This window comes from Bradyrhizobium sp. 44 (genome assembly GCF_023073095.1).
GTDB lineage: Bacteria > Pseudomonadota > Alphaproteobacteria > Rhizobiales > Xanthobacteraceae > Bradyrhizobium.
The window spans coordinates 600,446-624,888 of sequence record NZ_JADPIY010000014.1 but is presented as its reverse complement, the minus strand read 5'-3'; the positions used below and the strand labels follow the sequence as shown (position 1 = coordinate 624,888).

Sequence of the window (24,443 nt, the reverse complement as noted above, 5' to 3'; positions counted from 1 at the left end):
TGGTCCATACACGGCGAACCGCCGCCCCGGTCAAGACTGCCGGCCAAAATCCCTGTTCAGGGTTACTTTCGACGCGATTTTACCGCCCGCGCAGCCGGTCCAGCGCGTCGGAGGAGGCAAATCCGTCCGCGGGGACCCCGATCGAGGCCTGGAAGTTGCGCAGGGCTTCCCGGGTCTGGCCGCCGAACTGACCGTCCGGGGTGCCCTTGTAGAAGCCGCGCTGGGCCAGCAGCTGCTGGAGTTCCAGCCGTTCAGTCCGGGACAGCTCCCGTTCCTGCCGCGGCCAGGGCTGCACGAACGGCTGGCCGCCGCGCAGGCGGTCGGCGAAATGGCCGATCGCCAGCGCATAAGCCTCGGCCGGATTGTACTTCATGATGACCCGGAAGTTCTGCAGCATCAGGAAGCCGGGCCCTTGGGCACCGGCCGGCGCCAGCAGATAGGCCTTCTCGGCCGGATGCGGGAAGGGCTGGTTGGCCGGGCGCTTGAGGCCGAGCTTTTCCCATTGCGCCACCGTCATCGCCTTGGCGCGATCGGCCAGCATGTAGTTGAAGCCCTGGGGCACCACGACCTCGTAGCCCCAGGTCTGGCCGGCCTGCCAGCCGTCCTTCTTCAAATTGTTGGCGGTTGACGCGATCAGGTCGGAGGGATTGTCGACGACGTCACGCCGGCCGTCGCCGTCGCCGTCCACGGCAAAGCGCTTGAACGCGGTCGGCATGAACTGGGTCGGGCCGAAGGCGCCGGCCCAGGAGCCGCGCAATTGCTCGGGCCTGAGATCGCCGCGGTTGAGGATCTCCAGCGCGGAGAGGAATTCGTCCTTGAAGTAACCCTGGCGGCGGCCGATGCAGGCGAGCGTCGCGGTCGATTGCAGCACGCTGCGGTCGCCCATCTGAGTCGAGTAGTTGGACTCGATGCCCCAGATCGAGGCGATGATGTAGCGATCGACGCCGGTGGCTTTTTCGGTGGCGTCGAACTGCGCCTTGTATTTGGCCAGGACCTCGCGGCCCTTGGCGAGGCGGTTGTCGTTCACGAGGATGTCGAGATAATCCCAGATCGACTTGGTGAACTCGGGCTGCGAATCCATCAGGTCCATGATGCGCAGATCGGGTGCGAGGCCTGCCGTGAAGCGCTGGAAATTTTCCTGCGTGATGTTGCGCCGTGCGGCATCGGGCCACATGCCCGCGACGCAATTGTTGAAATTGCCCGCGGCCTCTCGGATCGCGGCGGATGTCATCAGCGGATGACCGGAGGCGCCGTCCTCGCCGGTCCAGGGTTGAACTCCCGTTTGAGCCCCGCTGGGCCCGGGCGCTGCTGGCGAAGGCGCCGCGTTGGGGCCGGAGAAGATACCGCCGAACAGATTTGACAGACCGTTCTGAGCCTGCGCGCCGGCGGGAAGCGGGAACAGCAGGGCGGCCGCAATCATCGTCGCACCGGTCACGGACCCGCCCCGTTTTGCCAGCCCTGCCATTGATTGCATCATGTCCACACCTGTCCGGCCAAAATCCGCCCTCAGGAGGCCTGGTTACGGTTGCCAACAGCTTAACAAAGGTGAAATTTTGATGGTGGCCTTTTTCTTAACTCTGTGAGGATGAGGCCCCACATCCGCCTTTGTTGGCGGCTGCAAACAAGCTAGCAAGATGCCATTGCTCCCTTCACGTGTTCCTCAGGTATTCGATCAATCCCATGAAAATCCGCAAAGCCGTATTTCCCGTTGCCGGCCTCGGCACCCGCGTCCTGCCCGCCACCAAGGCGATGCCGAAGGAAATGCTGACGATCGTCGACAAGCCGCTGATCCAGTACGTCTATGACGAGGCCCGGGAAGCCGGCATCGAGCACTTCATCTTTGTCACCGGCCGCAACAAAAGTGTCATCGAAGATCATTTCGACCGGATGTTCGAGCTCGATGCGACGCTGGCCGCGCGCGGCAAGAAGACCGAGCAGGACGTTCTGGCGCAGAACCAGCCGGAGGCCGGCGCCGTCAGCTTCACCCGCCAGCAGGCGCCGCTCGGGCTCGGTCACGCGGTCTGGTGCGCGCGCGACATCGTCGGCAACGAACCGTTCGCGGTCGTGCTGCCCGACGAACTCGTGCTCAATTCGCCCGGCTGCCTGAAGCAGATGATCGACACCGCCAGCAAGCTCGGCGAAAAATCCAACGTCATCGCGGTCGAGCCGGTGCCTGACCATCTGACCCATCAATACGGCATCTGCGGCGTCGGCAAACGCACCGGCAAGATGTTCGAAGTCGACGGCATGGTCGAGAAGCCGGCCAAGGGCACCGCGCCCTCCAATCTTTCGATCACCGGCCGCTACATCCTGCAGCCGGAGATCTTCAAGATCCTGGAGACCCAGGAGCGCGGCGCCGGCGGCGAGATCCAGCTCACCGACGCCATGATCGGCCTCGCCAGATCGCAAAAATTCTACGGCGTCGAGTTCGAGGGCGAGCGCCACGATTGCGGCTCCAAACCCGGCTTCCTCCGCGCCAACATCGCCTACGGCCTGAAGCGGCCGGAGCTGCGTGACGGGCTCATTGCGGAGATGAAGAAATATCTGGGGCAGTAGCGCTCCGCTCGTCATTGCGAGGAGCGAAGCGACGAAAGCAATCCAGGCTGCCTCCGCGGCGACAGTCTGGATTGCTTCGCTTCGCTCGCGATGACGGAACGAACCCCTCACGCCACCAGCGACAGCTTCGGCAAGCTCGCGACCACCGACTGGTTGCGGCCGCCGGCTTTTGCGGCGTAGAGGGCCTTGTCGGCGGCGGCGACCAGCAGCGGCCAGTCCATGCCCGTGGTCGGAACGAGGCTCGCGATGCCGCAGGACACCGTCGAGCTCGTGTGGTCGTCGGACCAGCCCTGCACCTTGGCGCGGATCTTCTCGGCCACTGTGAGGGCGTCGGGGACCGAGGTGCCCGGCAGCAGCACGGCGAATTCCTCGCCGCCATAGCGCGCGGCGCAGTCGCCGGCGCGGCTCACCGAATCGGAAATGCAGATGGCGATGCCGACCAGCACCTGGTCGCCGGCCTGGTGGCCGAACGTGTCGTTGTAGGCCTTGAAGTGATCGGCATCGATCATCAAGAGCGCGATCGGCGTCTGCTGCCGCATCGCGCGCCGCCATTCGACGTCGATCACCTGGTCGAACTTGCGGCGGTTCTTCAGGCCGGTGAGCGCGTCGGTCGTCGCCATCTCCTCGAGCTTGCGCTCGGCCTCGGCGCGCCGGCCGATCTCGCGCGCGAGCACCAGCGTCGATGCGAGCATGAACAGGCTGAGCGCCAGCACCACGGCGCCGATGCGGTAGGCTTCCCTCTGCCAGAGCTCGAACACCGCGGCCAGCGGTTTGCCCGCCACCACGAACAGCGGACCGCTGTCGCTGCTGCGCACATAAAGTCGCGGAGTCGGATCGACCGGGCCCTGGCCCGCATAGGAGGCGCCGACCCGGAGATTTTCGGCCTTCCATGTCCGCCGATCGTTCAGGTTGGTGCCGATCACGTCGAGGTCGAACGGGCGCCGCATCATGATGGTGCGGTCGCGCTTGAGCACGGTGATGGTGTCATGGGGATCGAGGTTCAGCCGCTCGAACAACTCGTGGAAATAGCTGAAGCGGATCGAGCCGGCGACGACCCCGAGGAAGCCGCCGTCGGTGTCGCTGATGCGCCGGCTCAGCACGATTGCATAGGCGCCGCGGAACAGCATCGGGCGGCTGATGAAGAGGCCCGTTTCGGGACTGTCGCGATGAGCCTTGAAGTAATCCTCGTCGCCCCGGTTCACGGCAACGGGATCGAGCGTCGAGGCGTCGATGGTCAACCGGCCGTCGGCGTCGAACACCTGGATCGCGCCGAAATGCCTCGCCGTGGTCGAATGGTCGAACAGGATGAGGTGACGGATCGGCTTCGAGACCGTGGCGATTTCCGGCAGCAGCATGTTGCTGGCGACCGCCTTGAGGGCCAGATCGTAGATCTCGATGTTGCGGCTGACGTCGGACTCGATGGTCGTCGCCAGGTTTTCCAGCGTCTGGCGGGCGAGCGCCTCCTCGCCGCGGCGCATGTCCAGCATGACGTTGACGCAAATGGCGGAAAAGCCGATCACCGTCACCACGGACGAGATGATCAGCAGCTTCGCCGAAAGCCGCCATGGCCGTCGGGCCGTGACGTCGCGCCATCGAGACAACATCGTTTGCTCCCGGCACCAGTGAATGCGCCCGAAAGCTTGAGTAGTGTTTAAGCCGGGACGGCGCTGCCGGAATGAGTTAAAAATTGGTTTCCGCGGCTCACGTTTTTGGGCAAAGCGGGCCTTCGACCAGCGAAGAGGACAGCGGTGAACGACTACGACGCGTTGCGCGATTATCTGATGCGGAAGAAGCAGACGGAATTCGTGCTGACCTATGAACAGATCGAAGAGATCATCGGCGCGGCCCTGCCGCGCGCGGCGAATCGTGCCTCATGGTGGGACAGCCTGCGCAGCCCGGATATCCAAATGCCGCAACGCGAAGCCTGCCTCGCCGCGGGTTTCAAGGCGATGCGGATGCCGGACGGCGAGAGCGTGCGGTTCACCAAGCTGAAGAGTGACCGGCGTAGGCCTGGGTGAGGCGAGGGGAAGCTAGCTCGCCGCTTCCAGGCGCACTTCCGTGAGCAGGCGCATCGCGGCGTCGGCATCCATGGGTTCGCCGAAGGCAAACCCTTGCGCATATTCGCAGCCCATCTGGTAGAGCTCGACCGCGTCGGAATCGGTCTCGGCACCTTCGGCGACCACGTCCATGCCGAGGTCGTGCGCGAGCGCGATGATGGACTTCAGGATCACCGGGCGGGTGCCGCGGTTGGTCGTGCGAACGAAGGACTGGTCGATCTTGATGGTGTCGAACGGGAAGCGCTGCAGATAGGCCAGCGACGAATGCCCGGTGCCGAAATCGTCGAGCGACAGCCCGGTGCCGAGCTCGCGGATCCGCGTCAGCATCTGTGCCGCGTGCTCCGGATTCTCCATCACCAGCGATTCCGTCAGTTCCAGCTTCAGCGTGCCGCGCGCGACCGAGGAGCGCGACAGCACGGTGCGGATGTCGTGGATCAGATCATGGCGCAGCAATTGCCGCGAGGAGACGTTGACCGATGCGAAGATCGGCTCGCGCGAGCGCATCGCGCGCTGCCAGATCGAGAGCTGCTTGGCGGTCTGGTCGAGCACGAACATGCCGAGGTCGATGATCAGGCCGGTCTCTTCCGCGATGGTGATGAATTCCGACGGCGCCATGCGTCCGAGCTTGGGATGATCCCAGCGCACCAGCGCCTCGAAGCCGGCGACGGAGCGGTCTTCAAGCCGCACGATCGGCTGGTACAGGATCGTGAGCTCCTGCCGCTCGATGGCGCGGCGCAGTTCGCTCTCCAGCGTCAGCCGGTCGGTCTTTCGCGCGCGCATCGCGGACTTGTAGACGTCGATGCGGTCGCCGCCGATGCGCTTGGAGTGATACATCGCAAGCTCGGCGTCCTTGATGATCTCGTCCGTGAGCTGAACTTGCGGATCGGACAAGGCAAGGCCGATCGAGGCCGTGAGAAAGATCTCGCGTTCGTTGAAGGCGATCGGCGCGCGGATGGTCTTGCGGATGGTCTCGGCGAAGGCGGTGATGCGGGCGGGGTCCTGTTCCGAGAGCAGGATCAGGCCGAACTGGTCGCCGGCGAGCCGCGCCAGCGTATCCTGCGGCTTCAGGATGCGGGTGAGGCGGCGGGCCAGAGTCAGCAGGATGGAATCGCCGACCGCGATGCCGACGGAATCGTTGACCTGCTTGAAGCGGTCGAGGTCGATCACCATCAGCGTCGGCCGCAGCGTCGGCATGGTCTTGGCGAAATGGGCGACGGCGCCGAGGCGGTCCATGAACAGCTTGCGGTTGGGCAGGCCGGTGAGATTGTCATGCACGGAATCGTGGAGCAGGCGCTCCTCGGCGTTGCGCAGCTCGGTGACGTCGGTGAGGGTGCCGACCACGCGCGAGACCTCGCCGTCGGAGCCGACCACCGGGCGCGCCTTCAGCGCGAACCACATGAAGTGACCGTCCGGCGTGCGCAGGCGGAAATCCTGCACCAGGCGGCCGCGGCGCTGGTCGAGCACGCTGTCGAGAGCGGCGCGGAAACGGTCCTGGTCGAGCGGGTGCAGCACTTCGAGCCAGGAGGCGGCCGGACCTTCCAGCGTGCCGCGCTTGAGGCCGAGCAGGGCCTCGGTCTCGGGACTGGTGAAGACCTTGTCAGCGGAGACGTCCCAGTCCCAGATCAGATCGCCAGACCCGGCCAGCGCCAGCGCGCGGCGCTCGATGTCGGAGACGACGCCGGTGGTGGCGCCGCCGCCGGCGAACGCATGTTGCATCACCGTGAAGCCGATCAGCATCACGATCAGCACGAGGCCGCCGAGCAGGGCAGGGCCGACGATGTCGTTGGTGACGGAGCCCGCGACCGTCATGCCGGCCGCGACCACCCAGACCACCAGCAGGAACCAGGTCGGGATCAGCAGCACCGCGCGGTCGAAGCCGTGGGTGGAGAGATAGACGATCAGCGCGAAGCCGGCGAAGGCAATCAACACCAGCGATATGCGCGCGATGCCGGACGCCACCGCAGGGTCGAACAGGGCCAGCGCGACGAGAGAGCCCAGGAACGCGAGCCAGCCCACCGTGATGTGGGAGTAGCGCACGTGCCATCGACTGAGATTGAGATAGGCGAACAGGAACACCAGCAGCGTCGCCGCCAGGATCGCCTCACCCGCCGCGCGCCAGATGCGCTCGGCGTTGTTTGACATGTCGAGCACCTTGCCCCAGAAGCCGAAATCGACGCCGATATAGACCAGCACCGCCCAGGCCAGCGCCGCGGCGGCCGGGAACATGATGCTGCCCTTGACCACGAACAGGATGGTCAGCACCAGCGCCAGCAAGCCGGAGATGCCGATCACGATGCCCTGGTACAGCGTGAACGAGTTGACCTTGTCCTTGTAGGATTCCGGCTCCCACAGATAGAGCTGCGGCAGCTTGTCGGTGCGCAGCTCCGCGACGAAGGTGACGACGGCGCCGGGATCGAGCGTGACGCGGAAGACGTCGGCGGTCGGGCTCTCCTGCCGCTCCGGCCGGTCGCCGGTCGAGGGCGTGATGGTCGCGATGCGCGACAGCCCGAGATCGGGCCAGAGCAGCCCCGAAGAGACGATGCGGTAATGCGGGGCGACGATCAGGCGGTCGAGCTGGTCGTCGGTGTTGTTGGCGAGCGCGAACACCACCCAGTTCTGGCCCCCTTCGCGGGCGCGCACCTCGATGCGGCGGACGATGCCGTCGGTGCCGGGCGCGGTGGAGACCTGGATCCGGTCGGCGTCGCTGCGCTGATGCTCGAGCACGCCGGTGAGGTCGATTGCGGGCGCGTCACCGCGGACGCTGACAGCGTCCAGCGCGCGCGCCGGGAACGCGCAGACGAGAATCATGAGGCCCAGCGCTATGGGCGCGAGGCACCTGATCAGACGCAAGGTCAGTTCTCCGCGTTCGACGCAAACTCTTCGGTGCAGGCTCTTCGGTGCACGGCGTTTTCCGAACGGAACAAGGTGGTTCGGTGCGTCGCGATAGATGCCACGAAAGCAAGGAAAATCAAAGGGTTTCCGGCCTGCCCTGTGGGTCGCTGACCTAGACCTCCAACACAATTTTGCCAATATGTGCCGAGGTTTCCATCCGCCGGTGCGCGTCGGATGCCTTTTCCAGCGGGAAAGTGCTGTCCATCAGTGGCTTGACCCGGCCTTCGCGCAATAGCGGCATCACTTTCGCCTCGATCGCGGCCACCATCGCCGCCTTGTCCGCATTACTACGGGGGCGCAGCGTCGAGCCGGTATGGGTCAGGCGCTTCACCATCACCTTGGCGATGTTGACGGTGACCTTGGGCCCGTTGAGGGTCGCGATCTGCACGATGCGGCCGTCGAGCGCGGCGGCGTCATAGTTGCGGTCGACATAGTCGCCGGCGACCATGTCGAGGATCAGATTGGCGCCGACATTGTTCGTTTCCGCCTTGACCACGGCGACGAAGTCTTCCGTCTTGTAGTTGATGGCACGATCCGCGCCGAGCTTGAGGCAGGCATCGATCTTGTCCTGCGATCCCACGGTGACGATCACCTTCGCGCCGAACGCTTTGGCGAGCTGGATCGCCATGGTGCCGATCCCCGACGAGCCGCCATGGATCAGCAGCGTCTCGCCGGCCTTTAGGCCGCCGCGCTCGAACACATTGTGCCAGACCGTCATCAGCGTTTCCGGCAATGCGCCGGCTTCCTTGATCGACAGCGACGGCGGCACGCTCATCGCCTGGCCGTCCTGGGCGATGCAGTACTGCGCATAGCCGCCACCGGCGACCAGCGACATCACCTTGTCGCCGATCTTGTGCCGCTTGGCGTTGCTGCCGACGGCCACCACTTCGCCGGCGATCTCGAGGCCGGGCAGGTCGCTGGCGCCGGGCGGCGGCGGATAGGCGCCGGAGCGCTGCGCGACGTCGGGCCGGTTGACGCCGGCGGCCTGCACCTTGACCAGGATCTCGTCGGGGCCGGGCTGCGGCAGCGCCCGTTGTTCCGGCACCAGCACTTCCGGTCCGCCGGGTTTCGAGATGGCGATCACGGTCATTTGCGCGGGCAGCTTGTCCATGATGTGTCCTTGAGCAAAGGTGCGGGATGGAACGAGGCCATTGCTTAGCCAGCGCGGTGCAGGCTGGCAACCGCCTCAGCCGCTTGTGATACGAACGCAGGAGGAACCAGGATGGCGATGGAAGACGACGACCGCCCGCGCAAGAAGATCAGCCATGACATCGGACAGGATCTCTCGCTCTTGTCGGTGGAGGAACTGACCGAGCGCATCGCGCTGCTCAAGGGCGAGATCACAAGGCTGGAAGAAGCCGCAACAAAGAAGCGCGCCTCGCGCGATGCGGCGAACAGCGTTTTCAAGAAGTAGGCTCGAAACAATAGCTGTCGTCCCGGCGGAGGCCGGGACCCATACGCCGTGCGAGCAGTTTTCCGAAGACTCGGAGTTGCCGGCTCGCGCGACGACTTTTCCCTGTGGCTATGGGCCCCGACCCCCGTGCGCAATTGCGCATTAGGCCGGGGCGACGGAGAGAATTCGTTCCGCGGGCGCACTCGGCCACTGACCGACATGGCTAACGAACCCTCAAAATATTCGCTCGTTTACTCCACATTAAGCTTTCGAGTTTATGACTGGGAACTGTCCTTGTTTGGACACCGAGTGGCTCCTGTCCACTCTGTTTGACGCCTCCCTGTTATCAACTTTCAAAGCCGCCGGTTTTCCGGCGGCTCTTTTTTTGCGCCCAGCTCCGCCTTTTTGCGTCTCGCACCGGTTGAATTCCGAGCAAAGACCCGCGGAAACCATATCCATGCTTGTCACTGGACTCGGCGTCCCGCCCGCGCAATGATTTGTTCATCATAAGCCGGCGCCAAAGCCGGGCAGTCAGACAGTTGCGTAAGGGGCGTTAACCATGGAACGTTTGCAAGCCGAAGGCGCTCTCGTTCAACTCAGCGAGCGGTTCACTAATTCTGCGGCGTTCGGCGTCCTGTTCCGCGAGGGCATGGACCTGGTCGAGGAGACCGCCGCCTATCTCGATGGCGCCGGCCGCACCGAGGCCAAGGCGCTCGATCGCGCCGTCAGCCTCACCTACGCGACCGAGAGCATGCGTCTGACCACCCGCCTGATGCAGCTCGCCTCATGGCTGCTGCTGCACCGCGCCGTCAAAGAAGGCGAGATGACGTTGGGCCAGGCCAACCGCGAAAAAACCAAGGTCAAGCTCTCCGCCGCCGATCCCGGCTCCACCGACAGCATCGAGAAGCTGCCGTCGCAGCTCCAGGATCTGATCCATCGTTCGATGAGCCTCCAGACCCGCGTGCGCCGCCTGGACACCACCATCCACACCCCGCCGGTCGATCATTCCTCGATCGGCAACCCGCTGGTGCCGCATCTCAACGCACTGAAGGCGGCATTCGAGCGGTAAGCTCCCGTCATTGCGACGAGCGTCCCCCCAAAACAAAAAACGCCCCCGGCTCTCCGGGGGCGTTTTTCGTCTCCAGCCGCGAGGGCCGGATCAATCCTTTTTGAGAAAGCCCGAAAACTTCTTCTGGAAGCGCGAGACGCGGCCGCCGCGATCCATCAGCTGCGCGTTGCCGCCGGTCCAGGCCGGGTGCGACTTGGGGTCGATGTCGAGGTTCAGCGTGTCGCCTTCCTTGCCCCAGGTGGAGCGGGTCAGGTACTCGGTTCCGTCGGTCATCACGACCTTAATCGTATGATAGTTCGGGTGAATTTCGGCTTTCATGGCAATTCCTCGGCGCCCCGGCGCCTCACTTGAGTGGCTATCGAATGACGGATTTGGCGGGGTCTATACCCCACGGGCCCCTGTAAAACAAGCCATTGCAGAGCCTTTGGGGCCTTAGGGGACCGGGCGGCCCCCTAAGGGACATCCCGGATTTGCCACGCCTGCTCGCGCGGCCTATCTGGAGCAGACTACCTCTCTTTGTCTTTTGGTCGGATCTCATGAGCGCAGTAGAACGGCTTGAAACCGGGCCCGCAGAGGCCCCGTCGATCGAGGCCGACCTGATCGAGGCGCCGGCGAAGAGCCGCGCGAAGCTGCGGCCGCTGCTGGCGCTTGCGCCCTATGTCGCGCGCTATCGCGGCCGGGCTGCGCTGGCCTTCGTGGCGCTGACGATCGCGGCGCTGACCACCCTGCTGGTGCCAGTCGCGGTGCGCAGGATGATCGACTTCGGCCTGACGCCTGAAGGCATCGAGCTGATCAACAGCTATTTCTCGGTGATGATCGCCGTCGTCGCCGTGCTCGCACTCGCGAGCGCCGCGCGCTACTACCTCGTGATGACGATCGGCGAGCGCATCGTTGCCGATCTCAGGCGCGACGTCTTCGCCCATCTGTTGTCGCTGTCGCCGGCCTTCTTCGATTCCGCGCGCAGCGGCGAGCTGGTGTCGCGCCTGACCGCCGACACCACCCAGATCAAATCCTCCGTCGGCGCCTCGGTCTCGATCGCACTGCGCAACCTGATGATGTTCTTCGGTGCCGCGGCGATGATGGTGATCACCAGCCCGCGGCTATCAGGCTTCGTGCTGCTGGCCATTCCCCTGATCGTGCTGCCGCTGGTCGCCTTCGGGCGCTGGGTGCGGCGGCTGTCGCGCAATGCGCAGGACACGCTGGCCGAGGCCTCCGCCTATGCGAGCGAACTCGTCGGTGCGATCCGTACCGTGCAGGCCTATACCAGCGAGAGCCTCGCCGAGAGGCGCTTCGGCGGCGAGGTCGAGCAGGCCTATGAGGCCGCGCGCACCTCCACGCAGGCGCGCGCCGTGCTCACCGCCATCATCATCTTCATCGTGTTCGCAAGCGTGGTCGCGATCCTCTGGATCGGCTCGCACGACGTGCTGACCGGCACCATCACGCCGGGCCGGCTCGGCCAGTTCGTGCTCTATGCGGCCTTCGCCGCGGCCGGCCTCGGCCAGCTCAGCGAGGTCTGGGGCGAGATATCGGCGGCATCAGGCGCTTCCGAGCGCCTGTTCGAGATCCTGCATGTGCAGCCCGACATCACCGCGCCCGCGTCGCCGCGCGCGCTGCCGGTGCCGGCGCGCGGCGAAGTCGGCTTCGACCATGTCAGCTTCGCCTATCCGGCACGGCGCGACGTCAATGTGCTCGATGCCGTCTCGTTCACCGTGCGCCCCGGCGAGAAGGTCGCGATCGTCGGTCCGTCCGGCGCCGGCAAGAGCACGATCTTTCATCTGCTGTTGCGCTTCTACGATCCGCGCAGCGGCGCGATCTCGCTCGACGGCGTGCCGGTCAAATCCGCCGATCCCCGCGATTTCCGCTCGCGCATCGCCCTGGTGCCGCAGGAATCCAACGTGTTTGCCGCAAGCGCCCGCGACAACATCCGCTTCGGCCGGCCCGATGCCACCGACGCCGAGGTCGAGCGTGCCGCCGAGCTCGCGCACGCCGCCGAGTTCATTCGCCGCCTGCCCGAAGGTTTTGACACCCCGCTCGGCGAGCGCGGCGTGACGCTGTCCGGCGGCCAGCGCCAGCGCATCGCGATCGCGCGTGCGATCCTGCGTGATGCGCCGCTGCTGCTGCTGGATGAGGCCACCTCCGCGCTCGATGCCGAAAGCGAGACGCTGGTGCAGACCGCGCTGGAAGAACTGATGCGCCACCGCACCACGCTGGTGATCGCGCACCGCCTCGCCACCGTGCTGTCGTGCGATCGCATCCTGGTGATGGACCAGGGCAGGATCGTCGAGCAGGGCACGCATGCGGAGCTCGTGGCCGCGAACGGACTCTATGCCAGGCTGGCGAGGTTGCAGTTCGAGGGGGCGTGAGGCGTCGCCTCACGCACAGTGTCATCGCCCGCGAAGGCGGGCGATCCAGTACTCCGAGACGGTCGTGATCAATCGATAAGCCGCGGCGTACTGGATTCCCCGCCTTCGCGGGGAATGACGGCAGAGATTTTGGCAGGCGCGTCGCGCCACATCGTCTTCGTGTAGCGAGCGGATGAGTGCATGCTGCCTTGCAGTTCCCCCGGATGTGGCGCCTAATCAGGTATCGCCGGCCAAAGGCTCGTCCATAGGCGTCGGTGCCTGAGAGATGATTTGCGCTCCCGCCTCAACGGGAGTGCGCATCATGGCCCAGCCATACAGCGAAGAGACCCGCGAACTCCTGGAGCGGGCGCAGCGAACGATCAACGAGTCGATCGAGCTTCGCGAAGAAAGCCGCCACGCGATCCTCAAAGCCAAAAGCTGGCAATTCGAGCTCGAACTCCGCCTGAGCCGAGAGCGCGTCACGGCGAGTTACGCGACAGCGCCGATCATCGACACTTCGGCGACAGCGCCGGCACATTCGGCCATGGCCAGTTCTTCCAGCTCCCGTCCTCATCGACGCAGGCCGATGGCCCAAGGCCGTTCGTCGGAGCACTCGTCGTCTTGACCGGCGTGGCGAGGCGCTGGTCGACATAGCTCGTCGAAACATATCCGGCGACGATGACGCCGAGCAGGACCGAAGATCCCTTGGCCAGATCGCTCAGTTTCATCGGTCATCTCCATCCGCTTGCCGGCGCACCTTCTCAAGGCACAACGAATAGCTGCCGCCATGGGATCCCGACGTGACGGGCGTCACGCGCCCCAGAATCTAAGGTTGCCAAATCATCTTCAGCACCGGACGTCCCGAAGTCGGATTCACCTCGTCGCCGGCATGCGCGAAGCCGTTGCGCTCATAGAAGCGGATGGCGCGGCTGTTGTCCTTGTTGACGAGCAGTGTCACGCCGGTCGGTGACAGACGCTTGGCCTCGTCCACCAGCAGCCGCGCCGCATCCGAGCCCCAATGCGCGGGATCGACAACGAGCTGGTCGAGATAGCCGTCGCCGTCGATGGTGACGAAGCCCGTGAGTGCGCCGTCCTGCTCCGCCACCACGATCGAAGCCTTCGGCACCAGCTCCTTGCGCCAGCGTTCGCGCCACCAGTCCAGCCGTGCCGCGAAGTCGATCTGCGGATAGGCCTGCTGCCAGGTGCGATGCCAGAGCTCGATCGAGGCGGCCTCGTCCGCGGGAAGGTAAGGACGAAGATGGAGGGCGCTCACTACCGCTCCGTCAGCTTCAGCTCGATGCGGCGGTTGCGCTTGTAGGCTTCCTCGGTGTTGGCGGTGTCGAGCGGCTGGAATTCGCCGAAGCCGGCGGCGACAAGGCGCTGGGCGGGCACACCGAGCGAGATCAGGTACTGCACCACCGAGATCGAACGGGCGGCCGAGAGGTCCCAATTCGACTTGAAATTCGCACCGTTGACCGGACGCACGTCGGTGTGGCCGTCGACGCGCAGCACCCAGGGGATCTCGTTCGGGATCTTCTTGTCGAGATCGATCAGTGCGGTCGCGAGCGTGTCGAGCTCGGCGCGGCCTTCGGGCAGCAGCACCGCCTGTCCGGTGTCGAAGAACACTTCGGACTGGAACACGAAGCGGTCGCCGACGATGCGGATGTCGGGGCGGTTACCGAGGATGGCGCGCAGGCGGCCGAAGAATTCCGAACGGTAGCGCGACAATTCCTGCACCCGCTGCGCCAGGGCGACATTCAGGCGAGAGCCCAGATCGGCGATTCGATTTTGCGATTCCTTGTCGCGCTTCTCGGAGACGTCGAGCGCTTCCTCCAGCGCCGCTAGCTGCCGCCGCAGCGCGCTGATCTGCTGGTTCAGCACCTCGATCTGCGCCAGCGCGCGGGCGGAAACCGCCTTCTCGGAGTCCAGCGCCTTACCGAGCTCGGAGGATTTGCCCTGCGCATCGTTGCCGGCGGCGGCGAGCCCATCATAGAGGCCCTTGATGCGGTCGCGTTCGCTCTCGGCCGAGGCGAGGCCGGCTTTCAGCGACGAAACCTGGTCGTCGAGCGTGAGCTTGCCGAGCTTCTCCAGCGACAGCAGCTCGTTGAGCTGCGCGATCTTGGCGTTGAGCTGCTCCAGCGCCTTGTCCTTGCCGGTGACCTCCTGCGACAGGAAGAACTGCACGACCAGGAACACCGACAGCAGGAACACGATCGACAGCACCAGCGTCGACAGCGCGTCGACGAAGCCGGGCCAGTAGTTGAAGGAGGTATCGCCGCGGCGGCCGCGCGCCAGTGCCATGTCGTTAACCCTTCTCGGGCTGACGCGCGATGCGCTCCAGCAGGCGCCGGATCTCGCGGTTCTGCTCGCCCTGGCCGTCGGCCCATTCACGGATCATCTGCTGTTCGGTCCGCATATGCGAGACCAGCGCCTGGATGGCTTCGGCGAGGCTCGCCATCGCTGCGGTGGTGCCGCGGCTGCCGCTGCCTTCCTCGAGCACCGTGCGCAAGCGCTCGACGACGGCCTGAAGCTCGCCGCTGGCAATGCCACCGCCGCCACCGCCGGAGGCGACCGCCACCTCGCCGTTGCCATATTCGCGCACGGTGGTGGCAAGCCAGTCTTCGAGATCGGTGTAGAAACGGTTCTGCGCCTGGCTCGATTGCAAATCGAGGAAGCCGAGGATGAGCGAGCCGGCAAGGCCGAACAGCGAGCTCGAGAACGAGATGCCCATGCCGCCGAGCGGGGCGGCCAGCCCCTCTTTCAGCGTGTCGAACAGGGCGCCGGAATCGCCCCCGACCTTGAGCCCGTCGATCACCTTGCCGACCGAGCCGACCGTTTCGATCAGGCCCCAGAAGGTGCCGAGGAGGCCGAGGAAGACCAGAAGCCCGGTCATGTAGCGGGAGATGTCGCGGGCCTCGTCGAGGCGGGTCGCGATCGAATCGAGCAGGTGCCGCATGGTGGTCTGGGTGATCGACATCCGCCCGGTGCGCTCGCCGCCGAGGATCATCGCCATCGGAGCCAGCAGCTTGGGGTGGCGGGCGGGCGCAAGGCCGGGATCGGCGATGCGGAAATTGTTGACCCAGGACACTTCGGGGTACAGCCGGATCACCTGGCGGAAGGCCAGGATGATACCGATGAACAGCACTCCGCCGATCAGGGCATTGAGCCCGGGATTGGCGAAGAAGGCCTGGATGATCTGCTTGTAGAGCACCACCCCGACCAGGGCGCAGAGCACCAGGAAGACCAGCATCCGCACCAGGAAGACGCTGGGCGAGGATAGCTTGGTGTATTCGATGTCGAGGGAGGAGCGGGGCGAGGCGCCTGGCGGCATGGCCGGTATCATCCGTTAACTTGCTTGCGGGGCGCACTATGGCACAGCGCCAGCCCAAAAAAAGCGCCGGATGCGCCGATTTCAGGGAGAGCTGGGGAACCCAAAGCTGAAACCGGGCTTTGGTAAGGACGTACTTTGCAAATCGTCGGCATTCCACAGGTTCAAGTCGCACTTTTCCTCCTGGCGCCCAAAACCCGCCGCCCAAGACGGAGTCGTCGCATGAGCGTCGTGTCCGCGATCATCGGGACTGCCGAACGGGTGCCGCTGCCTGATGTCGTGATCCGCGCGGCGATCCAGCGCCTGTGCTCGCGCACGGTGACGCGCCTGTCCGCGCTGGGCGGGGCCGACGATGCCACCTTCGCCGGGCGGATGATGCTGCGGCCGATCGCCGAGGACGCGGAGGCTGGGCATGACAAGGTGCCCGCTTCGGTCTTTGCGAAGGTGCTCGGTCCCAACCGCAAATACTCCTGCTGCTTCTACAAGACGGACGCGACCACCTTGCAGGAGGCCGAGGAGGAGGCGTTGCGCCAGACCGCCGAGCATGCCGCTCTCGCCGACGGCCAGACCATCCTCGAGCTCGGCTGCGGCTGGGGCTCGCTGTCGCTGTGGATGGCGCGACAGTTTCCGCACGCCAAGGTGACGGCGGTGTCGAGCTCGCAGGCGCAGCGCGCCCATATCGAGGAAGAGGCACGGCTGCGCGGTCTCCTCAACCTGCGGGTGGTCACGGCGGACATCAACGTGTTCGCGCCTGACGGTCAATTCGACCGCATCGTCTCGGTCGAGATGTTCGAGCACGTGATGAACTGGCGCAAGCTGATGACGCGCCTGCGGTCATGGCTCGCGCCCGAGGGGCGCTTCTTCATGCACATCGTCGCCCATCGCTCCGGCTCTCACCTGTTCGACCGGGCCGATCGCGACGACTGGATCGCGCAGCGCGTCTCAACGGGCGGGCTGATGCCGAGCCATCACCTCGTCAGGCAATTCGACGATATCTTCACGGTCGAGAAGGAATGGTGCTGGAGCGGCACGCATTATCAGCGCACCGCCAACGACTGGCTCGCGAATTTCGACACCCATCGCTGTTTCATCGAAGCGGCCTTGCGCAACATCCATGGCGAGGAGACCGCCCTGCAGATGCGACGCTGGCGCTGGTTCTTTCTTGCGACCTCGGGCCTGTTCGGCTACGCCGACGGAACCGAGTGGGGCGTCAGCCACTATCGAATGAAGGCGGCGGGATAAGGCGCGGACACTCGAAAGAATTTGTTAAGCGTCTTTCGTTGCGCAAACGGCACACGCTGCGCGTTTTCTTTGCAGGAACATGTTGCGATTGTTGTCTGATCATTTCCGCTCGCCTATCGTCGTGGTTGTCCTTCGTGGACGACATAAATCCGCATCCCCGAACGGTGCGGACGCAATTGGAATGACGTATGCGCGAATGCATCGGTGCTGCCTCGATCCGACGACACCACGATGATCCGCTGCGGAGGAGTCTGAAACGGACGCAGCGCTCTCGATCCAGCGACACCCGGACGCGAATGCTTCGCTTGCTTCTGGCAAGCGCCTCGGCAGCGGCACTGATAGCCCTGTCCACAGCATCCGCCTCCGCCCAAAGCTGGACCGGTACGACCAGCAATGACTGGACGGTCGGCAGCAACTGGTCGGGCGGAGTGGTCCCAATCGCGGGCAACGGCGTCAACATCAATACGACCTCGCCAAACCCGACCGTGCTCGGCATCGGCGGCGCGGCAGTCGGAGCGACCGGAAGCCTCTTCCTTGGCGGATCTTCCAGCAGTCTGACGATTCAGAACGGCAGCACGCTGACGAGCAACGGCGCGTCTCTCGCAATTGGAGTCGCAGGCGGGAACAACGGCACCGTGACTGTCAGCGGCGCCGGTTCGCAATGGATTACATCCGGCGACCAGATCGAAATCGGCGCCAGTGGCAATGGCACACTCAACATCCAGAACGGCGCCAGAGTCGTCGCCCAATCAGGGGTTGCGCTCGGAACCTTCGCTGGCGGCGCGGGCACGCTCAATATCAATAGTGGCGGCACACTCGAGACGAACACTCTCGCACGCGTCGCTGTCGGAACCGGACAGGTCAATTTCGATAACGCCATCCTGCGCGCCCGGATAAATACCGCCTTCTTCATCGGTGGATTTTCGGCGGGAACACTCAACATCGCCACAGGCGGGCTGACCGTCGACACCCAGGCTTTCACCGTGAGCGCGAGCTCCGGTTTTTCCGGCGTCGGCGGATTGACCAAGACCGGCACAGGTACATTCAATCTCCGCGCAGCCAATACCTATACCGGTGCGACGGTGATCCAGACGGGCACGCTTGCCCTCGCCGTTACTGGCTCGGCAGCCGCGTCAAGCCGGGTCGTGGCAAACGGAACCTTCAGTATCTCGGGCATCACTGCCGCCGGCACGAGCATTCAAAGCCTGGCAGGAACCGGCACCGTCGCGCTGGGTGCGAAGAATCTCACCATCACCAACGCGAACGATCAGTTTGCCGGCGTGATCGGCGGCACCGGCGGCCTGACGCTCACTGGCGGCACCCAGACGCTGGCCGGCGCCAATACCTACAACGGCGCGACCAATGTGAACGGCGGCACTTTGCGCGCCGGAGCCGCGAACACCTTCAGCGCGGCCTCGGCCTTTGCGGTAGCCTCCGGCGGCACGCTCGACCTTGCCGGCTTCAATCAAACGCTCACTTCGCTGGCCAACGCCGGCATGGTTAGCCTCGGCGGCGCGCCGGGCACCACGCTGACCGTGGCCGGCAATTATGTCGGCAGTGGCGGCACCGTGCAGCTCAACACGCGGCTCGGCGGCGATGGCTCTCAGACCGATCTGTTGCGCGTGCAGGGAAGCACGTCCGGTTCGTCGTCGTTGCGCGTCACCAATGTCGGCGGCACCGGCGCGCAGACCGGCGAAGGCATCAAGGTGATCGATGTGGTCGGCGCGTCCAACGGCAGCTTTTCGCTTTTGGGCAGCTATGTTTTTCACGGCGAGCAGGCGGTGGTCGGCGGCGCTTATGCCTATACGTTGCAGAAGAACGGCATTGCCAGCCCGGGCGACGGCGATTGGTATCTGCGCTCAAGCCTGCTCAACCCGCCGCCCGCGACACCCGCCGGTCCACTCTATCAGCCGGGCGTTCCGCTGTACGAAAACTATGCGCAGGTGCTGCTCGGCATGGACGATCTGCCGACGCTGCAGCAGCGCGTCGGCAACCGCTATTGGGGCGGCAGCGATGCGATGGCGCGCGCCGGGGACGCGACGGTGCCAGGCGCGGCGTCATCGGCGCCGACGGCGTTCTGGGGCCGCATCGAAGGCGGGCATTCGGATTTGCAGCCCTCCAACACTGCGGGTTCGACCTACAAGGCCGACCATCTGAAAGTGCAGACCGGGCTCGATGGCCTTGCGTTTGAGAACGAGCGGGGCCGGTTGTTCGTCGGGCTCACGGCACAATACGGCCTGACGACCGCCGATGTCGCGTCGTTCTTCGGCAACGGGCGCATCCGCGTCGAGGGGACGGGCGTCGGCAGCACGCTGACCTGGTATGGCGACAACGGCTTCTATGTCGACGGTCAGGCGCAGTCGATGTTCTATCGCAGCGATCTCAGTTCCGTGCTGGCCGGCAGCCTGATCCACGGCAATGAGGGGTTCGGCTATGCCTTCAGCGCCGAAACCGGCAAGCGGATCGGTTTGGGCAATGGCTGGCTGCTGACGCCGCAGGCGCAGCTTTCCTATGCGAAGGTCGCTTTCGACGGCTTTGCCGATCGGTTCGGCGCGCCGGTCGCGTTGCGTGATGGCGACAGCCTGCTCGGCCGCGCCGGGCTTGCACTCAACCATCAGAGGACCTGGAACGACGGCACGGGCATCGTGCGCTCCGACGTCTACGGCATCGCCAATCTGCGTTACGAGTTTCTCAACGGCACCAACGTCGATGTCGCCGGCACCGGTTTTGCCAATGCGCAAGACCGACTGTGGGGCAGCATCGGCGGCGGCGGCACCTATAGCTGGGCCAACGGGCGCTACGCTGTCTTCGGCGAAGTCTCCTACAATGCGAGCCTCAACAACGGCTCGGACAACCGCAACTACAAGGGCACCGGGGGCTTCCGCTTGACGTGGTGAAGCATGCGCTCGCATCGGAGCGTCATGCCACTGGAACGCCGGCTGGGCCGCAGATGATTCAAATGGGATATCGCTCGGCTGCGATGTTCCGTCGCGGCACGCGGTGATGGAACCGGACTCACAATCGGGTGAGGCGCAAAAAGCGTCCTGACTTCAGCAGCATAGGCCGTGTGACATTGGGCCGCCCGCAAGGTGCGTTGCGTCGCAGCACGTCCCCTCTATTTTGACGGCATCAGCCGCGTGCCATGGCCCAGAACGGGCCCCGCGGCGCGTGATCAGTTTCAACAATATCGGGGCACTTAACTTCATGTCAGGACTTCGCGCGCGATCGGCATGCGTTGCAATGATGCTCGCGGCCTTTACGCCGCTGTTGGCAGGCTGCGACGAATCCAGCTCCGCCATTTCAGCAGCCCAGCCCAACGACCCCGATGTCAGCATCGTCATCGTCAAGCCGCAGCCGCGCGCCGTGGTGCGCGAGCTGCCGGGCCGCATTGCGCCGACGCGGGTGTCCGACGTGCGGCCGCGCGTCTCCGGCATCGTGGTCGAGCGCCTGTTCCGACAGGGCAGCGAGGTGAAGGCCGGCGATCCGCTGTACCGGATCGATCCGCGTCCGTTCGAGGTCGAGGTGATGGCCAACGACGCCGCGGTCGCCAAGGCCGAGGCCGCGCTGATGCAGTCCCAGCAGCAGGCCCGCCGCATCGCCACGCTCACAGCCCAGCGCGCCGCGCCCGAAGCCGAGAACGAGAAGGCGATCGCGGCCGAGCGCCAGGCCCATGCCGAGGTCGAGGGCCGCAAGGCCGACCTCGCACGCGCCAAGCTCAATCTCGACTACGCCACCGTGCGCGCGCCGATCGACGGCGTCGTCGGTGCCGCCCTGGTCAGCGAGGGCGCGCTCGCGGTCCAGAACGAGACCAATCTGGCCACCATTCAGCAGCTCGATCCGATCTATGCGGATTTCACCCAGTCCGTGAACGAGCTCAACCAGCTCCGCCGCGCCTTCGAGAGCGGCGACCTCGAGCGCATCGCGCCAGATGCCGCGAAGGTGCATCTCGTGCTCGACGACAACACCCTCTACTCGCTCGACGGCAAACTATTGTTCTCCGACGCCAAGGTCGACGCCAATACCGGTCAGGTGACCTTGCGCGGCGAGTTCCGCAATCCCAAGCGCGAGCTGCTGCCGGGCATGTATGTCCGCGTCCGCATCGACCAGGGCCTCGATAGCGATGCGATCGCGGTGCCGCAGCAGGCGATCCAGCGCAATGGCGGCGGCGGCAGCGAGGTATTCGTCGTCAAGGACGACAACCACATCGCGGTGCAGCCGGTGCGCACCGGTTCGGTGCAGGACGGAATCTGGTTCGTCACCGAGGGACTGAAGGCCGGCGACAAGGTCGTGGTCGAAGGCTTCCAGAAGTTCGCCGCCGGCGACAAGGTCAAGCCGCAATCCTGGTCGGAAGCGGATGCGACCGCCGACAATCGGCACGCCCAGAAGCTGACGCGGTAACGCGCCATGGCGAGCTTCTTCATCGACAGGCCGATCTTCGCCTGGGTGGTCGCGCTGTTCATCTGTCTGGTCGGCGCAATTTCGATTCCGCTGTTGCCGATCGCGCAATATCCGATCATCGCGCCGCCCTCGATCTCGATCTCGACCAGCTATCCCGGCGCCTCGCCCGAAAACCTCTACAACAGCGTCACGCGGCTGATCGAGGAGGAGCTCAACGGCGCCTCCGGCATCCTCAATTTCGAATCGACCAGCGACTCGCTCGGCCAGGTCGAGATCATTGCCAATTTCGTGCCGGGCACCGATACCAGCGCCGCCTCGGTCGAGGTGCAGAACCGCATCAAGCGCGTCGAGGCGCGGCTGCCGCGCGCCGTGATCCAGCAGGGCATCCTGATCGAGGAAGCCTCCAGCGCGGTGCTCCAGATCATCACGCTAAACTCGACCGACGGCAGCCTGGACGAGGTCGGGCTCGGCGACTTCATGATTCGTAACGTGCTCGGCGAGATCCGCCGCATTCCCGGCGTCGGCCGCGCCACGCTGTATTCGACCGAACGCAGCCTGCGCGTCTGGGTCGATCCGGCCAAGCTGGTCGGCTATGGCCTGACCGCCGACGACGTCAACAAGGCCATTGCCGCGCAGAACGCGCAGGTCGCTTCGGGCAGCATTGGCGCCGAGCCATCGACCGCGACCCAGCGCACCTCCGCGCTGGTGCTGGTCAAGGGCCAGCTCTCGTCCCCGGATGAATTCGGCACCATCATCCTGCGCGCCAATGCCGACGGCTCGACCGTGCGGCTGCGCGACGTCGCGCGCATCGAGGTCGGCGGCCTCAGCTACCAGTTCAACACCCGTCTCGACGGCAAGCCGACCGCCGGCCTTTCCGTGCTGATGTCGCCGACCGGCAATGCGCTGGCGACCGCGAGCGCCGTCGAAGCGAAGATGAAGGAGCTGTCTCGCTTCTTCCCTGCCAATATCGGCTACGAGATTCCCTACAACATCACGCCCGTGGTCGAGGCCTCGATCAAGAAGGTGTTGTCGACGCTGGTCGAAGCCATCGTGCTGGTGTTCGTCGTGATGTTCCTGTTCCTGCAGAACATCCGCTACACCATCATCCCGACTATCGTGGTGCCCGTGGCGCTGCTGGGCGCCTGTACCACGCTGCTGCTCGCCGGCTACTCCATCAACATGCTCTCGATGTTCGGCATGGTGCTCGCGGTCGGCATCCTCGTCGACGATGCCATCGTCGTGGTGGAGAACGTCGAGCGCATCATGGCGGAGGAGGGGCTGCCGCCCAAGGAAGCGACGCGGAAAGCGATGTCGCAGATCACCGGCGCCATTATCGGCATCACGCTGGTCTTGATGGCCGTGTTCGTGCCGATGGCGTTCTTCCCGGGCTCGGTCGGCATCATCTACCGCCAGTTCTCCGTGACCATGGTCGCCGCGATCGGCTTCTCCGCCTTCCTCGCACTGTCGCTGACGCCGGCGCTGTGTGCGACCTTGCTCAAGCCCGTCGCTGCCGGCCACGGTCATGCCAAGAAGGGCGTGTTCGGCTGGTTCAACCGCATGCTCGACAGCAGCAAGGAGGGCTATTCCCGCACCGTCGGCTTCTCGCTGAAGCGCACCGGCCGCTTGATGCTGGTCTATGTCGCGCTGCTCGCCGGCCTGTCCTGGGCCTTCGTCAACCTGCCCGGCGGCTTCCTGCCCGTCGACGACCAGGGCTTCGTCACCACCGACGTGCAGACGCCGTCGGATTCGTCCTATGGCCGGACCGAGGCGGTGATCGAGAAAGTGGAAAAATACCTGGCGCAGCGCCCGGGCGTTGACAACGTCACCTTCCTCACCGGCTTCAGCTTCTCCGGCCAGGGCATGAACACCGCGCAGGCCTTCATCACCCTGAAGGACTGGTCGGAGCGCGGGCCGAAGGATTCTGCAGCGGCGATCGTCACCGACATCAACCGCGATCTGTCATCGTCGATCCGCGACGCCAAGATCTCCGCGCTGCAGCCGCCGCCGATCGACAATCTCGGCAACTCCTCGGGCTTCTCGTTCCGCCTCCAGGATCGCGGCCAGAAGGGTTATCCGGCCTTGATGCGCGCCGCCGATCAGTTGATCGCGGAGGCCAATGCAAGCGCTGTGCTTCAGAAGGTCTATGTCGAAGGCCTGCCCGAGGCCGGCGTGGTCAATCTCGTCATCGACCGCGAAAAGGCCGGCGCCTTCGGCGTCACCTTTGAGGACATCAACAATACGATCTCGACCAATCTCGGCTCGAACTACATCAACGACTTCCCGAACCGCGGCCGCATGCAGCGCGTCGTGGTGCAGGCCGATGCCCGCGACCGCATGCGGACCGAGGACATCCTCAACTACAACGTCAAGAACAGCCGCGGCCAGCTCGTGCCGTTCTCGTCCTTTGCCACAGTGGAATGGGCGCGCGGACCGACGCAGATTACCGGCTTCAACTACTATCCGGCGGTGCGCATCTCGGGCGAGGCGAAACCCGGCTTCACCTCGGGCGATGCCATCGCCGAGATGGAACGGCTCGCCGGCAAGCTGCCGCGCGGGTTCGGCTATGAATGGACCGGACAGTCGCTCCAGGAGAAACTGTCGGGTTCGCAGGCGCCGTTCCTGCTCGGACTCTCGGTGTTCGTGGTGTTCCTGTGCCTGGCCGCGCTTTACGAGAGCTGGACCATTCCGCTCGCGGTGCTGCTCACCGTGCCGCTCGGCATCGTCGGCGCCGTGGTCGCAGCGATGCTGCGCGGCCTGCCCAACGACGTCTATTTCACCGTCGGCCTGATCACCATCATTGGCCTTGCGGCCAAGGACGCGATCCTGATCATCGAGTTCGCCAAGGATCTGCGGAAAGAAGGCAAGCCGCTGGTGGATGCCACCATCGAGGCCTGCCGCCTGCGCTTCCGTCCGATCCTGATGACGGGCCTCGCCTTCATCTGCGGTGTGCTGCCGATGGCCATCGCCCACGGCGCCGGCGGCGCTAGCCAGCAGGCGCTCGGCAGCATCGTGATGGGCGGCATGATCGCGGTGGTGATTTTGGCGCTGCTGATGGTGCCGGTGTTCTTCGTCTCGGTGCAACGCGTGCTGGGTGGGGATCGGGAGAAGGTGGCGAAGGAGGCCGAGATGTACGGGCCGCCCGCGCCGGCCAAGCCGTAAGGTGAGG

Annotated in this window: 18 protein-coding genes; 9 read left to right on the top strand and 9 right to left on the bottom strand. The window is 65.0% G+C overall.

Features of this window, described 5'->3' with window-relative positions; all coding sequences use genetic code 11:
- Nucleotides 1–79: 79 nt before the first annotated feature.
- Complete coding sequence (locus tag IVB41_RS13840) at nucleotides 80–1,477, bottom strand: lytic murein transglycosylase (RefSeq protein ID WP_247431907.1); 1,398 nt, start codon at nucleotides 1,475–1,477, stop codon at nucleotides 80–82.
- A 203-nt stretch (nucleotides 1,478–1,680) separates the two neighbouring features.
- On the opposite strand from IVB41_RS13840, the gene IVB41_RS13835 reads away from it, so the two are divergent.
- On the top strand, nucleotides 1,681–2,556 hold the full coding sequence (locus tag IVB41_RS13835) for a UTP--glucose-1-phosphate uridylyltransferase (protein WP_007599884.1): 876 nt from the start codon (nucleotides 1,681–1,683) through the stop codon (nucleotides 2,554–2,556).
- Between the two features lie 107 nt (nucleotides 2,557–2,663).
- Here IVB41_RS13835 and IVB41_RS13830 read toward each other — a convergent pair whose 3' ends face one another.
- Complete coding sequence (locus IVB41_RS13830) at nucleotides 2,664–4,160, bottom strand: diguanylate cyclase (protein ID WP_247431904.1); 1,497 nt, start codon at nucleotides 4,158–4,160, stop codon at nucleotides 2,664–2,666.
- Nucleotides 4,161–4,304: 144 nt separating this feature from the next.
- Between IVB41_RS13830 and IVB41_RS13825 the strand changes: the two genes are divergently transcribed.
- Nucleotides 4,305–4,574, top strand: coding sequence for a hypothetical protein (locus IVB41_RS13825; protein ID WP_247431901.1), 270 nt, complete (start codon nucleotides 4,305–4,307; stop codon nucleotides 4,572–4,574).
- A 12-nt stretch (nucleotides 4,575–4,586) separates the two neighbouring features.
- Here IVB41_RS13825 and IVB41_RS13820 read toward each other — a convergent pair whose 3' ends face one another.
- On the bottom strand, nucleotides 4,587–7,463 hold the full coding sequence (locus IVB41_RS13820) for an EAL domain-containing protein (RefSeq protein WP_026232774.1): 2,877 nt from the start codon (nucleotides 7,461–7,463) through the stop codon (nucleotides 4,587–4,589).
- 154 nt (nucleotides 7,464–7,617) lie between these two features.
- Nucleotides 7,618–8,616, bottom strand: coding sequence for an NAD(P)H-quinone oxidoreductase (locus IVB41_RS13815; RefSeq protein ID WP_247431899.1), 999 nt, complete (start codon nucleotides 8,614–8,616; stop codon nucleotides 7,618–7,620).
- A 111-nt stretch (nucleotides 8,617–8,727) separates the two neighbouring features.
- Between IVB41_RS13815 and IVB41_RS13810 the strand changes: the two genes are divergently transcribed.
- Both IVB41_RS13810 and IVB41_RS13805 read left to right on the top strand, forming a co-directional pair.
- Nucleotides 8,728–8,919 (top strand): DUF1192 domain-containing protein, encoded by a 192-nt coding sequence (locus IVB41_RS13810; protein ID WP_027570253.1) that lies wholly within the window; start codon nucleotides 8,728–8,730, stop codon nucleotides 8,917–8,919.
- A 538-nt stretch (nucleotides 8,920–9,457) separates the two neighbouring features.
- A complete protein-coding gene (locus IVB41_RS13805) occupies nucleotides 9,458–9,967 on the top strand; it encodes a DUF1465 family protein (RefSeq protein WP_007599893.1) in 510 nt (169 codons plus the stop codon).
- 90 nt (nucleotides 9,968–10,057) lie between these two features.
- On the opposite strand, the gene rpmE is transcribed toward IVB41_RS13805, so the two are convergent.
- Nucleotides 10,058–10,285, bottom strand: coding sequence for a 50S ribosomal protein L31 (rpmE, locus tag IVB41_RS13800; RefSeq protein ID WP_007599895.1), 228 nt, complete (start codon nucleotides 10,283–10,285; stop codon nucleotides 10,058–10,060).
- 218 nt (nucleotides 10,286–10,503) lie between these two features.
- Here rpmE and IVB41_RS13795 point away from each other — a divergent pair, with 218 nt between their 5' ends.
- The gene (locus IVB41_RS13795) at nucleotides 10,504–12,330 is read left to right on the top strand and encodes an ABC transporter ATP-binding protein/permease (RefSeq protein ID WP_247431897.1); all 1,827 of its coding nucleotides are present in this window, start codon (nucleotides 10,504–10,506) and stop codon (nucleotides 12,328–12,330) included.
- 485 nt (nucleotides 12,331–12,815) lie between these two features.
- Here IVB41_RS13795 and IVB41_RS13790 read toward each other — a convergent pair whose 3' ends face one another.
- From IVB41_RS13790 to IVB41_RS13775, 4 genes are all read right to left on the bottom strand, one after another.
- Entirely contained in the window at nucleotides 12,816–13,037 is a 222-nt protein-coding gene (locus tag IVB41_RS13790; protein WP_027570257.1) for a hypothetical protein, read from the bottom strand.
- A gap of 98 nt (nucleotides 13,038–13,135) precedes the next feature.
- On the bottom strand, nucleotides 13,136–13,582 hold the full coding sequence (locus tag IVB41_RS13785; protein ID WP_247431894.1) for a GNAT family N-acetyltransferase: 447 nt from the start codon (nucleotides 13,580–13,582) through the stop codon (nucleotides 13,136–13,138).
- Nucleotides 13,582–14,610 (bottom strand): peptidoglycan -binding protein, encoded by a 1,029-nt coding sequence (locus IVB41_RS13780; protein ID WP_247283836.1) that lies wholly within the window; start codon nucleotides 14,608–14,610, stop codon nucleotides 13,582–13,584. The genes IVB41_RS13785 and IVB41_RS13780 overlap by 1 nt, the downstream gene beginning before the upstream one ends.
- A 4-nt stretch (nucleotides 14,611–14,614) precedes the next feature.
- Nucleotides 14,615–15,640, bottom strand: coding sequence for a flagellar motor protein MotA (locus tag IVB41_RS13775; protein WP_247359542.1), 1,026 nt, complete (start codon nucleotides 15,638–15,640; stop codon nucleotides 14,615–14,617).
- A gap of 219 nt (nucleotides 15,641–15,859) precedes the next feature.
- Between IVB41_RS13775 and IVB41_RS13770 the strand changes: the two genes are divergently transcribed.
- The 4 genes from IVB41_RS13770 (at nucleotide 15,860) to IVB41_RS13755 (ending at nucleotide 24,436) form a co-directional block, all read left to right on the top strand.
- Nucleotides 15,860–16,879: a cyclopropane-fatty-acyl-phospholipid synthase family protein gene (locus IVB41_RS13770; RefSeq protein WP_027570261.1), complete on the top strand. Its 1,020-nt coding sequence runs from the start codon at nucleotides 15,860–15,862 to the stop codon at nucleotides 16,877–16,879.
- Between the two features lie 296 nt (nucleotides 16,880–17,175).
- Nucleotides 17,176–19,776 (top strand): autotransporter outer membrane beta-barrel domain-containing protein, encoded by a 2,601-nt coding sequence (locus IVB41_RS13765; RefSeq protein WP_247431889.1) that lies wholly within the window; start codon nucleotides 17,176–17,178, stop codon nucleotides 19,774–19,776.
- A gap of 307 nt (nucleotides 19,777–20,083) precedes the next feature.
- Nucleotides 20,084–21,277 carry an efflux RND transporter periplasmic adaptor subunit gene (locus IVB41_RS13760; protein ID WP_247283864.1) on the top strand — a complete coding sequence of 398 codons (1,194 nt, stop codon included), beginning with the start codon at nucleotides 20,084–20,086 and terminating at the stop codon, nucleotides 21,275–21,277.
- Between the two features lie 6 nt (nucleotides 21,278–21,283).
- A complete protein-coding gene (locus IVB41_RS13755) occupies nucleotides 21,284–24,436 on the top strand; it encodes an efflux RND transporter permease subunit (protein ID WP_247431886.1) in 3,153 nt (1,050 codons plus the stop codon).
- The last annotated feature ends 7 nt before the right edge of the window (nucleotides 24,437–24,443 follow it).